This window comes from Flavobacterium amniphilum (assembly GCF_023634845.1).
GTDB lineage: Bacteria > Bacteroidota > Bacteroidia > Flavobacteriales > Flavobacteriaceae > Flavobacterium > Flavobacterium amniphilum.
The window spans coordinates 118,577-135,243 of sequence record NZ_JAMLJL010000010.1; the positions used below are offsets into that span (position 1 = coordinate 118,577).

4 protein-coding genes are annotated in these 16,667 nt (G+C 38.2%); all 4 read left to right on the top strand.

The window, feature by feature from the left end; genetic code table 11:
• Window positions 1–315 precede the first annotated feature (315 nt).
• The 4 genes from NAT51_RS12685 (at window position 316) to NAT51_RS12700 (ending at window position 16,630) form a co-directional block, all read left to right on the top strand.
• Window positions 316–1,893 carry a helix-turn-helix domain-containing protein gene (locus NAT51_RS12685; RefSeq protein ID WP_250598498.1) on the top strand — a complete coding sequence of 526 codons (1,578 nt, stop codon included), beginning with the start codon at window positions 316–318 and terminating at the stop codon, window positions 1,891–1,893.
• Between the two features lie 9 nt (window positions 1,894–1,902).
• Window positions 1,903–3,072: a tetratricopeptide repeat protein gene (locus NAT51_RS12690; RefSeq protein WP_250598500.1), complete on the top strand. Its 1,170-nt coding sequence runs from the start codon at window positions 1,903–1,905 to the stop codon at window positions 3,070–3,072.
• Window positions 3,073–3,487: 415 nt separating this feature from the next.
• On the top strand, window positions 3,488–9,667 hold the full coding sequence (locus tag NAT51_RS12695) for a T9SS type A sorting domain-containing protein (RefSeq protein ID WP_250598502.1): 6,180 nt from the start codon (window positions 3,488–3,490) through the stop codon (window positions 9,665–9,667).
• 93 nt (window positions 9,668–9,760) lie between these two features.
• The gene (locus NAT51_RS12700; RefSeq protein WP_250598504.1) at window positions 9,761–16,630 is read left to right on the top strand and encodes a choice-of-anchor J domain-containing protein; all 6,870 of its coding nucleotides are present in this window, start codon (window positions 9,761–9,763) and stop codon (window positions 16,628–16,630) included.
• Window positions 16,631–16,667: the final 37 nt, after the last annotated feature.

The following is a 16,667-nucleotide window of genomic DNA, read 5'->3' on the forward strand; positions in this document are numbered from 1 at the left end:
AACAGTAAAGTTTGCCTTTTTATCTTTTATAAGATGTTAAGGTATCGTTAAATAAGAGGGTAAAATCTGTTTTTTAAAATCACAAAATAGCCCATTTCCGTTATTTTTTTTAAACAATTCTGATTTATTGCTAAATTGACTTTAAAATACTTAAAATTTTATTTATTTTGTTTGAATTTTGTTAAATTTAAATAAAAATAAAATTATAATTTTTTACTGTTTTTTACTAGTTAAGCAAAGGATTTTTAAAACTTTCACATTATAGATACATTTGTGTGACCTTACAAATTGCTTGCTTCAAAAAAACAAATTCAGATGAGAGATAAGAAAATTACATTTTTCCTTTTGATTTTAATTAACCTGAATGTGTTTTTGGCTGCTGGTGGAATGCAAGCGAAGGATTTTATAAAACGTGAATCTTTGTTTAAAGAGTCGGAGGAATTGATTTATTCCAAGCCTGATGATGCTTTGAAAATTGCCCAACATCTTTTGAATGGTAATATTTCTGATGTTGAAAAAACCAGAATTCATTTTTTGATTGCTGAAATTTACAAAGTCAAAGGGGATCATAATAATGTGTTGAATTATTTGTATCTGGCTGATGAAAATGCTTCGGGGATACTTCCTGTTGACAGAATTCAGATTTTGATTGAGAAATCAATTGTTCTGCGGACTTTGTATCTGGACAAACAAGCCCGGAAATATATAGAACTTGCCAAAGAGGAAATATTGCAGATAAAAGATCAAACAGTTAAAGATTTCCTTGAAACTTCTATTAGCCTTGAGCAACTGGCTTTGTTGTTGGAGCGTCAGAATTATAAAGAAGCTTCCGGGAAATTGCAGAAAGAAGAAAAATCATTTGAGTCTACTTTGAAAAATTATCCGTTTCTTAATCTGAAGTATACTATTATAAAAGGCAGAACTAGTTTTGGGTTGGGTGATTTTGATAAAGCAAAATTTTATTACAACGAGGTTTTGCATTCTCTCGATAAGGAAAAAGAACGGAATATTTTTGCTGAATTTTATGCCTTAACGGGGCTAGCGACAATAAAATTCCATGAAAAAGTGCCTGAAGACGGAACCCGGGATCTTATGAAGGCATTGGAAATTGCCAATAAGCTTCAAAATTTATATTATATAGATACGGCTAATAAGTTATTGGTTGCTAATTTTATTGTTTTAAATGACAGTGCTAATTATAAACGGTATAACCATGAATTTTTAAAAACCCAGGCATTGTTGGAAAATGCCGATCAGGAATCTGTTAATACGGCTTACAATCTTATTGTTAAGGAGCAGGAAGAATATTATAAAAGTCAATTGGGTGGATATTTCACTAAACTTTATGTGGTGTTGTCACTTTTTCTGGTAATATTGATGGGATGCGGATTTGTTTGGTTTAAATATTATTGGAAGAAGAAAAGGCTTAATGAAATCATCAGTTATCTGGAAGTAACCCGGAATAATTTCATTATCCGTTTTACCGAAAAGAAAGATGTTGGTAAAAAGTTTTTTGTCCCTCAGGAAACTGAGCAATTGCTTTTAAGTAAATTGAAGCGTTTTGAAAATTCGACCCGTTTTACTAATAAAGATATGTCTTTGGCGGTTTTGGCAGGTCAATTTGAAACAAATACTAAATATTTATCAGAGGTTATTAATAAACACTATAATGTCAACTTCAATACTTATATTAATAAGCTCCGTATTAATTTTATAGTTAAAAAGTTAAAATCCGATTCTAATTTTATTAATTACAAGATTAGTTATCTGGCTGAAACCTGTGGTTTTTCTTCGCACAGTAGTTTTGCGACAGTTTTTAAATCGATTACCGGGATTGCTCCCATAACCTTTATCGAGCTTCTGAAAGATGAAAAAGAAGTTGCTAATTTTTAAACGACTGGCATGAAATTAAAGATTGATTCATTTGTGCATTTTTTTATCCTGATTGTTTTTGTTTTTTTGACGGTTTCGGTTGATGGGCAGAATTCAGAGCGTCTTGACAGTGTAATCAAGGCAAATGCTGCTAAAATGTATGAGAACCCGGATGCGGTTATTGCGGCAGGAAAGCTTGTGGTAAATGAATCGGAGAGTGATGTGGATATTAAAATAAGGGGATATAAATTAATATCAGATGGCTATTCTTCAAAGAGAGATTATAAGCAATCATTGAAATATGTTATAAAAGCAAATGAGTTGTTGCCGCAATCAAAGGATAAACTTTTGAAGATTTTGATAATTAATAAAGCCGGGATTCAATACCATCAGTTAAAAGTCTATGATAAATCAATTCAATATCTCGACGAAGCTGAAAAACTAAGTATGGAATACTCTTCGAGGGATTCTGTTCATTCCTTTCTGGGTGTGAATTATATTGTAAGAGGGTTTATTTACAAGGAAAAATTAAACTGTGATATCGCGATTAATTATTTTGACCGCGGAATAACTGAATTGCTTCTGGATAAAAATTTAAAGACGAATGCGAGTAAAATCAGTATTGCTAAGTATAATAAAGGGAACTGCTATCTATTGATGTCGGATACAAAATCGGCTACAACGAGTTTTCAGGAATCAATCGATTATGCTAAGGAAACGAATGCCAAGAGTCTTTTGGCGTTTGCCCAAAAAGGATTGGCTCAGGTTTATACGATGGAAGGCAAGTACAGGGATGCCGTAAAAATTCTGGAAGAAGCATTGGTAGTTTCCAAGGATGTTAATGACTTGGTTTTAAATCAGGAAGTTTTCAAAGGGCTGTCGGAAAATTACCTTGCTCTAAATGATTGGAAGAAATATACTAAGTACCGGACAGCATACCTAAAAACGCAAAGAAAGCTTAAAGAGCAGGAGCGGACTTCGGTAAGTGATTCTCTTCTTCAAAAAGAACAGGAAGAGAAGAAGAAAATGGAGGATGCAATTCCTCAGTTTTGGTATGCAATAATTATTGTTCTTATGGTGTCTGGTTTTTTAATAGCTGCTTTTATGATTTATGTAAGAAGATCGGAAGCTCAAATTGAAAAGCTTCATCGGACTATTCAAACACTACAAAACGATAAATCCGGTAACGAAGAAGTTTAACATCTGATTTTTTTATAATCCTTTTTTGAAATTTCTACGACTCTTTCATTCTCTTTATTTTTGAGATATTTTTGTTAAAATAACATAATAATTAAATTATTGTAACTTTTTGTTTTAATTACTTATTTAAGTAGTTTTTTCTAAATTGAAGTTATTTTAACATTTTTACTGCTTATTTTTTAATAAGAAACCTTTCAGAAACAAGTAAAAATGTAGCCAAAACCCCATAAAAACAACCTGTTTTTATGGGGTTTTGATTTTGATGCTTGGTTGGTCTAATGTCTTGTTTTATAGGGGTTTTTGAAGTTTTTTTTGCTTTCAAAATTCAGTAAATGACAAAGCCATAGACGCTATGTGTATGTGTTGTCTGTCTATTTTTATGCATTGAACTGCTAACCGAAAAAATAGTATGATTATGCACAAAAAATTACCATTTAACAAAGTGATAAAATACTTTGTTTTTAAAGATCGGGACAAACTACTTTATAGTGTGTTTCTGATTTTGTCACTTTTTTGTTTTTCCGGTAGTTTGTTTTCACAAACTACATTAATTAATCCGTTAACAAATGGTGGATTTAATTTAGGAAATACATTTGCGGCAAACGGATGGACGGTTGCCAATGAGGGAACTGGTCCTATTAAATGGACAGTTGGTACAGCTGCGTCAGGAACAACATCAGTTGGAACGACCACAGCTTCATCTGCAACAGTTGTTTTAACAGCTGCAAATGCAAACATTATCCAAGGGCAAATGGTTTACGGGACTAATATCCCGGTTAATACTTTTGTTCAAAGTATTTCAGGAACAACATTAACACTATCCCAAAATGCTACTGCAAGTGGCTCAGGTATTACATTAGGTTTTGGGAAATTTACAGGAGGAATCAGTGTTAGTACTACTCAGTTGACTACTGCTTCAATCGCTGCCAATACCTATTCAGTTACTCTGGCTGCGGCTAATCCTAACATATCAGTGGGAATGACTATTGCTCCGATACCTGGATTTATAGATGTTAATACTTATGTAGCGAGTATCAATGGTACGGCATTAGGATTATCGAAAGCATCTATTAACGGAACAGCTCTTGCTGTGGCCCAAACGTTAACTTTTAATGCTACATCGGCTGCGATTTCAGGTAATGCTGCTTATGTAACTAATGATAATGGGGTGACTAATTCTTATGGAGGTTATTCAGGTAACAGAACTTTATATTTTTACAGAGATGTTACTGTTCCTTCCGCTGAAAAAGCAATTACCCTGACTTTTGATGTAAAATCTGCACCGGGTTCAGGAGCTGGATGGCAAGTATGGGCCGCACCGGTTACCCAATCGGTGACAGGAACCAACACTCAAGTGACTTCACCATTCACATATGGAGTGTCATGGCCGGGAGCAACCTTAATTTCTTTTAACTCTAATCCGCAGGTAGCCACTACAAAAACTACAGCATTTGTTCCAAAGTCACTTGCAGGAACAACATTCCGTTTGATTTTCGTATGGACAAACAGTTCTTCCGCAGGAACACTTCCTCCGGCAGCAATTGATAATATTTCACTTACATCAAGAATACCTGAAGAAATTACATGTGCTCAATCCGGACTTTGGTCACAAACCAATACTTGGGATGGAGGAAAAGTACCAACTTTTGCAGATACCGTAATCCTTGATAATGATAACGAAGCAGTAATGATCGATTCAAGATATTCAGGATGCGAGGATTTAATCTTGGCGGGACTCAATACTTTGGTGCAATATGCCATAAGTACTGTTATGGATGAATTCACCATCAATAACGACTTAAACCTTGCTGCGGGCGGGGCAAGATTCAATAATCATGACAGCACAAACGGTAAATATTTAAAATTAGGACATAATTTAGATGTAGGGCCAACTGCCAGATTTGACAGTAGTTTTGGTACTACTACGGCTTTTCAGGGAAGATTGACACTTAACGGGTCTTTGCTTCAGACGATAACAGTTGATCCTGCTGGTTTTATGGGTGGATCTGCACCAGGTACTAACGCATTTGGTAACAGAGCCGGTGTTTTAAACCAATTGGAAGTTACCAATACAAATACAGCTACATCCAATGTTATTTGGAATGTAAACGGTGTAAGGATTAATGGTGGCTTAATTTTAACAAGCGGAAGGGTAAGTGTTACTTCAGGTAACCGATTAGTACTTGGAAACTTTGGTTCTTTAAATGCAACCACAATTGTACTGGGTAGCGGTTTTACAAGCGGAATGATTTCAAGATGGATTTCAGGTTCAAATACTAAAGATGTACAACCGGGAACCGAATATCCGGGAACAGATAATAATTATAAGCCTTTATGGTATCCTTTTATCAGTAATGCAGGCTTGGACAGATCATTGTATTTATTGCCGGAAGCCAATCCGACTACTGCTGGTGAAGTTGCGGTAACTTATACTGATGCGACAACGGCAACAGGAAGCCTTTCGATTGCTGACGGAAGTTATACAATCAATAAAAGATATAACGGGAATTGGGCTTTTTCAACTCCTGACAGTAATGCTATTCCGGCAGGACCGGCTCTGGTTTATGTACCAAACGCTACAACACCAACAAATAGGGTTGGAGTATATGCAAACGGAGGTTTTGAGGCCATCGATGGTTCTTCAAGATTGATGAAGTTGTCAACTGCTATGTCCGGTATACATCAGGATGGAACAGCACAACCATTTGTTTTCAGAAAAGGAGTACCTTTTGCTGATTTGACTGCTTCTCCTGTTTATGTTGGGGTTAATGCTACTTCTGTTTTGAATACAGCAACCGGTATTGTATCAGCAGCTTCAGGTGACTGGAATACTCCATCTACATGGGTTGGAGGTGTAGTTCCTGCTTGTGGTAATGTGGCTACTATTGCTAACGGACATAATGTTACGGTTACAACGACAGCTAATGCTGCAGGTGTAATTATCAATAAAGGAGGTACTTTGACAAATAATGCGGGTGCCACTACAATGACGGTAGGTTGTACCAATAACAATTCTGCTTTCTACAATTACGGTACACATACAATGACTGCCGGTAATTTAAAAGTGAACGGTTTTGTTGCTCACAAAACCGGAAGTTTCTTTAATCAGACAGGCGGTGAAATTATCATCGATAGTAATAATAATGGAGATGTAGCAACTTCAGTTGCTTTTGGAGGTACTTCATGTAAAATTGAAACTTCAAATTTAGCCTTAACTGGTGGTAAAATTACAATTGTGGATCCATTGGTTAATATTGGATCACCAATTTCTGCTACTTCAATAGGGAATTACACATTGAATACAGAGGGAGCTACAGGTACTTTTACTGTTAGCGGAAGTATTACCGGAAGTTCAGCCAGTATGGGTAATGTTGTGAATGTTTTTGCGGTTGGTCAGGTGATATCCGGACATGCTAATATTCCTGCAGGTACAACTATTACAGCTATTACAGTGGGGGCCTTTGGATTCCCTTATCCTCCGGTAACATTAACACTATCAACTCCGGTTACTGCACCTGTTCCAGCAGCAACTCCTCTTAATTTCTCTTCTATGGTAAACAATTGTTCTGCTGTAGTTGTTGAAGCTAATGCAACGAATGCTAACTTAGCAATAGGGACAGGAGTTTCTGGTCCTGGTATACCAGTTGGGACAGTTATTACAGGAATAAATTTTAATAATGACTCGACAACTAATATTGTTAAAATCACTTTATCGTCTTCAGTTACGGGTTTAGCTATATCTCCAATCGCAACTCCACAGACATTGACTTTTACAGGGGTAAATCCGGGATCATACGCAGTAATTTTAACAGCCGCCAATCCTAGCATAGTTGCGGGGATGACCGTTTCAGGGACAGGTATCAAGCCAGGAACATTTGTAACTGATGTAACAGGTGCGAAAGTAACCTTATCTGAAGCTATCCAAGTTGGAGCTCCGTCTCCTCTGGTTATGGATTTTTATCCTTTCAATACACTTTCAAGTGGTTCATTTGTTTATGCGTCGCCAATTCACTATGCTGCAGGACTGAATCATACACTTCAAATTGGGGATGGTATATCAGCGCAAAACACATCGCTGATCTCAACAGGATTTAACTGTCAATTTCAGGCACTGGGAGGATTATTCTCTTTAGGGAACTTAACAGTTGATGCACCTGACGGGAACAACAGGTTTATGAATGTGAGCAGCAATAATGCTAATAACGCTTACAATATGAACGTTCAGAATGCATTTACGGTTACTGCCGGAAGTGCTTTTAGAAAGACGTTTGCGAATGCAACGGTTTATGTTGGAGGTAATATTATAAATAACGGTACAATCAATTTCCCTTCAGCCGGCACAGGTTTAACTTTAGGGAACTTAATTAATGGTACAGCTGTACCAACAACACTAGCACAGACAATTTCGGGCTCAGGGATTTGGGAAACAAATCAATGGTCATTGACTAACGGACCTTTAGCAGGTTATGCTTTATCGGCTTTAACTATCAACAACGCAAATTCTGCTGGGGTAACTTTACAGGTGCCTAATTTCAGGGTATGGGGTTCAGTTACTTTAACTAATGGTATTCTACATACTTCAGCTGCTAACCCGATTTATTGTGGTGTTCAAGATGTTATGGGGACAACATATTTTGGAGGTGCTTTCAGTGGAGGTAGCGTTACAGCTTATGTAGACGGACCATGTGTTCACGCTAACAGGTTTGATAATACCATTGGACAATTAAAATTGTTCCCTACAGGGAAAAATGGGAAATACCTTCCAATCTTAATTTCCTCAACCGGTGGTGTTGAATTGATGGCTGAAGCTTTTGATACGAATTCAGGAACTGTTAACCCTGTTAACGGATCAAATTTAAGTACTAACAGATGGAAAGTTAGCAGAGTAGGTGCTGCAGGAATTTTTACAGGTTATAATGTAAGATTAGCGGCTTCAAGTTCTTCAGTTACAGCTTCAAATGTTATTGTTCATGCTGCTGCTGATCAAGGAACATATGATATCGTTTCGTCTCCGGCATCTGCGATAACTTTTGACGCTGCTCATTTCTCTATACCGGCTTTTCCTTCAATTGTTTTAACTACTCCTCAAACAGGTGGTTTCTTAGGTAACTTTTCTTATTCTGAAGGAACTGGATGCACAGGAACTCCAACACCTGGGGCGACTTTGGCATCTTCTGCTTCAGTTTGCTCAGGACAATCAACTACGTTAAGTTTAGCAAGTCCTACTACTGGAGCGGGTGTAACTTATCAATGGCAAAGTTCTGTGAATGGTGGAAGCTCATGGAATACTATTTCAGGTGCTAATGCAGCAACTTACATTGCAGTTCCATCTGTAGATACCATGTATAAATGTAATGTGACTTGTTCTGCAAGCACGGGAACTTCTACACCGGTTACTATTACTGTATCAGCTTCAAATGCCAGTGTGAACGGAGCTTCTGTTTGTACTAGCGGAACTGCTAATCTAACTGCATCAGGAAGCACAATCCTAAACTGGTATGATGCAGCTTCAGGTGGTAATTTGATTGCTACTGGAACTGCTTACAGTCCTAGTGTTTCTTTAACTACCACTTATTATGTGGCTTCAGGCTCAGAATCAGCAGGTTCTGTAAATACAGGAGTTTACACAGGAACAGCTGCTTCATCTGCATTATTTAAAGGTATCGCGTTTGATGTGACAAACAATATAAAATTAAAAACGGTTACGGTTTATCCTAAAAACACTGCGGCACTTACACCAATCACAATTGCATTGTTTGATGCTGCTGGAAATGTTGTTTCAGGAACAACTCCCGTAACTTTTACGCCAACATTGGTAACCGGTACTGTTGGTACAACCTCTCAGGTCGTTACACTTAATTATGCTATTCCTGTAGGTAAAGATTACAGATTAGTGGCAACGTATGGTCTGGCTGCAACAACCAATACACTAGGAAACAGTACAGCTGCAATAACTTATCCGACAGGCTCTGCACTTAAACTTACAGGTAATGTTTCAGGTCTTAATGATGTGATCAGTACTACAGCTAATGCAACAAACTGTTTCCATAATCTGACTTATGATGAAATATGTGAATCAGTAAGAGTACCGGTAACGGCTACTGTTGTGAACACTTTGGCACCAACCGGGACAACTTCTCAGGATACTTGTTTAACAGGTACTATAGCAGATTTCTCTGTTAATGGAGACAGTGGGGCAACTTTTACATGGTATGATGCTGCTACTTCAGGAAACGTATTGCCAACTTCAACAACAGCAGTTGCCAATACAACTTATTATGTGTCACAAACTGTAAATGGTTGTGAAGGACCGAGGTTTGGAGTATTTGCACAAGGACCATGTTTGAATAATGATGATTTTGAAATAGAAGGATTGAAATATTATCCAAATCCGGTTACAGATCATTTAACAATTACGGCAAAAAATGCAATAACAAAAGTTGAGTTCTATAATTTATTAGGGCAAAAATTAAAAGTGTTAGATGTTAATACTGATACAGTTCAATTTGATTTTAATGGGTTTGCAGCGTCAACTTATTTAATCAAAGTGTATTCAGAAGAAAATGTTCAACTTTTTAAAGTTGTCAAAAAATAATTTTCATGGGATGTGAGGTGATCTTTAAGATCATCTTGCTCCCATTTTTAATATCAGTTTTTATTTTTCAACCCCCAAAAAAAATTAAAAAAAATGCGAAAAGAAGTACACATTTCAAATTGGCTGTTTCTTTCCCGGTTTTTTCTCCAATTCAGGAAAAATTACGGGATGGCCATTCTGATGATTTTTACGTTCGGGTTATTTTCAAATGTAGCTTCGGCACAATTGAATTTAGAAGATTTCAGTGGAGGAATTCCCGCCACTTGGGCTATTACGAGTAGTCAGACAGTAACGAACAATTGGATTGCTACAACTCCCGCCGAAGGCTATTTAGGCACTCCGGGGGCCAAAGTGAATCCTGCCTTAAACAATACTGTTGGGACAACTGCAGAGTATTTTCTGATTTCCCCACAATTTACAACCCCAAACAATCCGGAAATCCGGTTTTGGACTAAGCAGGGAAGTTTTGTCAATAAAGGTGCGGTTTATCAGTTGAGACTTTCTACGGCTACGCAGCCTGATATCAGCAGTTTTAATGTTGTGGTAGCTTCTTGGACAGAGGCCCAACTAAATACTCCGGCAACGACTTATGCTGAAAAAATTGTTCCGCTTCCTTCTATTCCGCAAGGGATACCGGTCTATTTAGCGTTTGTTGCCGTTACAAATCAGGATGCTTCAAACCTTTCCGGAACCAGTGGTGATATTTGGTTTGTGGATAATGTGAGGGTAATTGAAAGTTGTGCCAAAGTTGCCGGAATCACTTCAATCATGTCGGCTAACAGTGGTAACATAAACTGGACACATCCTTTAGCAAACAATTTTGAAATTCAAATTGGTGATGAGAATTTTGCCCCTGCGGCAACAGGTACTCCTGTAAACGGAACCTCGTTTAATGCAACTAATTTAACTACAGCCGGGACTCCTCCTCTTAATAATGGGACAACATATGATGTATACATAAAAACCATTTGTGATGCTACAACAGCCAGCGGATGGGCAGGACCTTTTAAGATTACAACTGCTAAATTGGGATTGTCCTGTGCAACCCCGATAGTTATTCCTGCAAATATTTCAACAACACCTTACGTATTAAGTACTAACCTCGATACGTTTCACGATACTCAAAACTATACACCTTTAGATTCAGAGAGCTTAAGTTGCCAGCCTTTTGGATCAACGCAAAACTGGTTGTATGGTGATCACGCCTTTTTATCTTATACGCCGGCAACTTCAGGCTTGGTAAACGTGAATATGGCTGTAACTACTAACTATTCAACAGGATGCTACAATAACCTATCAAGTGTTTTTATTTTTGACAGCTGTAACATAGGTACTACGGCAAACTGTTTGGGGTCAATTACAACTGGCCAGTCATCAGGTGCAACATCAGGACAGATTCAAAACATGTACATGTTGGCTGGTCAAACGTATTATTTTGTGATTTCTTCGCCTTTTCCGCATAGCGATACACAACCAGGCGCAAGTATATGTTTCACATTTACGTTATCGCAACCATCTTGTCCGATTCCTTCAGGATTATCATATAACAATTTAACACAAACAAGTGCGACTTTTTCATGGGATAATCCTCAGAATTTAGTCAGTAACTGGGAATATGTAGTAAAAACTTCTCCTGTAACCCCTAATGGCACAGATGTTATCAATCCGGCGGGTACAAATAGCAATAATCCTAGCCCGGTACTTACTGCAGCTACAACTTATTATGTATATGTACGTTCTGTTTGTGGTGGTACACCGGGAGCATGGTCAGCTCCTTTAACTTTCAGAACACCATGTAATATTTTACCATTGCCTTATTGTAATGGATTCGAAGATTCGGCGAAGAATGATTGCTGGTCTCAGTTAAATCTTAACAATGACAGTGATTTTTTCCATTTTGGTAATAACGGATTTAATGAGCCGGTAGCAAAATTGCGTACTTCAAATGCAGGTACAAATACTAATGATATGTTGATTTCTCCTCAATTTCATTTGGATGGGGTTACACAAAAAAGATTGCGTTTTAAATACAATATTTACGGAAACTGGGGGCTTATCGTAGATAATCCTACAGGAGGACCGGGTTCTTTTGAGGTTAAAATTTCGACTACGGGAATTGGTGGTCAAAACTTTACAACAACAGTTGTTCCTTTGGCATCATACACTACCGCCTATAATTTTATTGAAATGGTGGTGCCATTACCAAATATTGTCGGAGATATCAATATTGCCTGGATAATACCGTCTGGGGCTAATCAAACCGGAACATGGATTTACATTGATGATGTTTGTATTGAAGATCTTCCGGCTTGTTCAGAACCAAGTTATCCGATAGTGAATGTGAGTTCCATAACGTCGACTTCGGCACAGGTTTCATGGACTAACGGTTACAATAGCAGTCAATGGGAATTGGTAGCGCAACCTTTGGGAACAGGGACTCCAACAACCCCTCCGGCTACAGGAGCCGTTGTGAATATTGTGAATACAAATCCATATACTATCACAGGCTTGGATCCTTCGACACGATACGAATTTTACGTGAGAACTTACTGTTCTTCTACTTTGCAAAGTACTTGGGCAGGTCCGGCTAATTTCAATACTTTGTGTATTGCACAGCCAACTCCATATTACGAAAGTTTTAATGATACTGATGTAAACACTAAAAAATTCTGTTGGTCAACAAATAATGTTGATGACGATCCTGCAGAATGGAGAATCAGTGGAACTGAAGCATCAATATATCCACAGCCGGTTAACTTTTTTGAACCGTTTGCATCTTACAACGATTGGTTGATCAGTGCACCTGTTAATGCAGTTGGTGCTAAAAGAGTACGCTTTAAATACCGAGTGGTGACATCACCTTTTTTCCCGGCTCCAAGAGGAAATTTTGAAGTATTGATGTCTTCAACACCTGATTTCAGCACGTATACAACTTTGATTCCGATGCATGATTTCGCGAATCCAAGTTTTATGGAAGATTCAGTTTTATTTAATGGAACCGGAGTAACGTATTTTGCTTTCAGACTTCCTCCTAACATGTCAGATCCGAGTAATACGGGAATTATTGTGGTGGATGATTTTGTAGTGGAAAATGCACCACCATGTCCAAACCCATCTCATTTGACAGTTTCAAATGTTACTTCCAGCACAGCTAATATGAGTTGGACAGCAGGAAATGTTGAAAATAAATGGGAAATTGTTATTCAGCAACAAGGAGGAGGGATTCCTACCGGTTCAGGTACGACCGTTAATAACACACCTTCATATAATGCTACTGGTTTAACGCCTGACAGACCTTATGAATATTACATCAGAGCGGTTTGTAATGCCACAGAAAGCAGTGAATGGGTTGGTCCGGTTGTTTTCAGAACCGCTTGTAATCCTTTACAAACACCGTTTTTTGAAACGTTTGATACTACTTCATCAACAGAAAGCTGTTGGAAAATTGTGAATGATAATGCTGATGGCAACAGTTGGAGTCTTAACCAAACGGTTCAGCCTATTGCCGGTGACCAAATGGCAGCGTTGTTTACAGGAATGAACGGTGATAACAATGACTGGTTAATTACACCAACACTTAAAGCACGAGCAGGACAAAGGCTACGTTTTTCTTATAAAGTGTATAATAACTTTTTTGAAGAAGATTTAAAAGTAATGCTTTCAACAGGAGGTACTGCTACAAGTCAGTTTTCAACTATTTTATATGAAAATAATTATGCAACTACTACAGACGCAAGCGGAACTACAGCTGGGAGTAATACAATAACCGTAGCTTCAAGTCAAAGAGTAAGAGTAGGAGACAGAGTGTATATTCCTGATTTCCCAATTCCTTACGGTACTACCGTTATTGCTAAAAACGGCTTAACGATTACATTGTCTGAAAATGCTACTGTAACCCAAGCAGGTGTACTGCATGTTGAATTTATTCATGAAGTTATCAATAATGAGGAAACACGTGAAATGGTTATTAATTTGACAGATATTACATCACCAACAGATATTAATATCGGTTTCCATACACCATTTTACCCGGCAAATCCTTGGAATTACAGAGGTCAATATACTTTTATCGATAATGTGATAGTGGAAGATATTCCGGTATGTCCACCAGTAATTAACCTTGTAAATGGGAACATTACGGATACAACTGCTATCATTAACTGGGGGGTGGCAGGTACTGAAACATCATGGGAATTATCAGTACAGCCTTTTGGTACGCCTGCTCCGGTGGGCAGTACCCTTCCTCAATATTTGCATACGGCTTCGGCACATCCTTATACAGTTACAGGGCTTACGCCTTCTACCAGGTATCAGGTTTATGTGAGAGCGGTTTGTAGCGGAAGTTCGCAAAGTACATGGGTAGGACCAATTGATATTCTTACCAAATGTGACATGGCAAATGTATGCCAATATACGATTTCACTAAGTAATGGAAATACAGGACAAGTATACCGTGGTTTGAATGTGGTTCAAAATGGTACAGTGATTCAAACTCTTACTTTTCCGATAGATGCACCTAATCAGCCAACTGTACTGGATCACCAAGTGTTTTTATGTACAGGAGTTGAATTCAGTTTATATTGGGATGGATCTGGTAGCGGAACCCAATATTCTGAGGCACAAGCAGTGATCAAAGATCAGTCAGGTAATGTGGTATGGACCAGCCCGCTTGGTTTGGGGACTATAAATACGAATATTTATACAGGAACTGCAACTTGTGGAGCAATTACCTGTCCACAGCCAACTAACCTTACAGTAAGTAATACAGGAGTGTTATCTTGGACTTCGGGTGGTTCAGAAACCCAATGGGAAGTTGCCATTCAGCCATTAGGTCATGGTACAATCCCACAATCAGGAGTTGTAATTAGTAATGGTATTCCGTCTTATACACCTCAGGCTTCAGATTTCTTTTATCCTTTGGCTGGAACCAATGAATATTTTGTAAGAGCGGTTTGCGGATCTTCGAAAAGTTATTGGACAGGACCAAAAGTATTTATCAAAAATGATGAACCAACAACGGCGATCCGTCTTCAGGTGAATTCAAACGGGACTTGTTCATCTCAGGGAACAAATGCTTCTTTTATAGGAGCAACAGCTTCGAATATTCCAACAACTTGTGGGGGCACAAATGGTGGAGATATTTGGTATGAATTTGTAGCAACATCAAAAGTGCATACTGTTGAATTGAGCAATTTCAATCCGGGTAGTTACTATACCAGTAGCTATCAGGGAGTTTGGCCAAAAGTGATGATGTCTTTGTATGAAGTACAATCTAATGGCTCTCTGGTTGAGAAAGCCTGCAGTGATAACAATTCTTTAGTCACTATGTATTCTTCAGAATTGGTTGTGGGCAATACTTACAAAGTCAGATTAACACTTAATGCTTCAGGACCAAATGACAAGCGATTTGACATCTGTGTAAGTGCGCCGGCTGATACCTGTAATATGAATGCATTCAATTATAGTTTTGAAAAATTACCGATGCAAAATGTGACAGGAATTTCTACGATTATTGATGCAACAGTAATACCGGGTTGGAGAGTAAATACCGATTGGCAAACAGTGTTCTATCAAGAAAGTACCCTTGGTGATGCTATAGCTTATGAAGGAGGACAGTATCTTCAGTTAACACAGGATGGTGCAGATGACTGGGATCCTAATGATCCTAATATAAAAGGATTGTATAAAGATTTCGATACTTCGGAAATCACTGTGATGGATTACAGTTTTGCAAGTGCAACCAGACGCACTAACGGAACAGGAACAACGGTTCAATTGTTTGCAGGACCACCTTCCGGACCATTTACCGTGATTGCTGAAGACCATGCAGATAGTTTGATTTGGGATTTAATTCAGGGCAGTTATACTGTTCCGAATGGTCAAACCAAAACACGTTTTATTTTCCGTGTTGTAGAAAATGCTATCGGACACATTCTGGATGCGGCTAATTTTAAAGCAAATATCAGGGTTAAAAATGACGCCATTACTCTTGGATGTAGCCAGGCATCAACTTTGGTTGAAGCAGAAGGTATTGGTGAATGGTCTGCGGATGCTTCAAATCCTGCGGTAACCACTATCGATACACCAAGTAACAAAACAGCTACTGTTTCAGGATTTGCAACTCCGGGTGTTTATATCTATCATTGGAAAACCCGCTATTGTGATTCTACCGTGACTGTTACTTATCAAGGTGTTACAACACTTCCGACAGTTACAGCACAAGTTGACTACTGTTCGAATCAAACGGCGACTGCTTTAACAGCTGTGGCTCCGGCTAATCATACTTTACTTTGGTTTACGCAACCAACAGGGGGTACAGGTTCAACTACGGCTCCAATTCCGGATACGTCAGTTACAGGTTCAGTAATTTACTATGTAAGTGCAGTTGATGCTAACGGATGTATTGGCCCAAGAGCTGCTATTGAAGTGACGGTTAACCCAACCGTTGTTCCGAATGTAGGCTTCAGTTACGACAACGTATTGTTCTGTAAAAATGATCCAAATCCGGTGATAACAATAGATCCGAATTTTACTTCGGGTGGTACTTTTAGCGCACAGCCTAACGGATTGGATATCGATTCGGTAACTGGTGAAATCAATTTATTGGGAAGTTCAGGTGGTGCTTATACGGTTACTTATGAAATTCTGCAGAACGGATGTACTAATGCAGCATCGAATTCAGTTTCGCTGACCATTGATGCTTCTTGTGTGGACATTCCAAGAGGTATTTCACCAAACAATGACGGAAGCAATGAAACTTTTGATTTAACGGGATTAGATGTAAGAAGCTTGATTATATACAACCGCTACGGAACTGAAGTGTATGCTTTCAGCGGAAATTATACAACACAATGGAAAGGTCAGTCCAATAAAGGGGAAAAATTACCGGATGGTACTTATTTCTATACTGTTACAAAAGCTGACGGATCAACTGTGACCGGTTGGGTATACATTAACAGATAATGAATCAATGAGTTAAATGAAGAACAGTCTGTCTGTT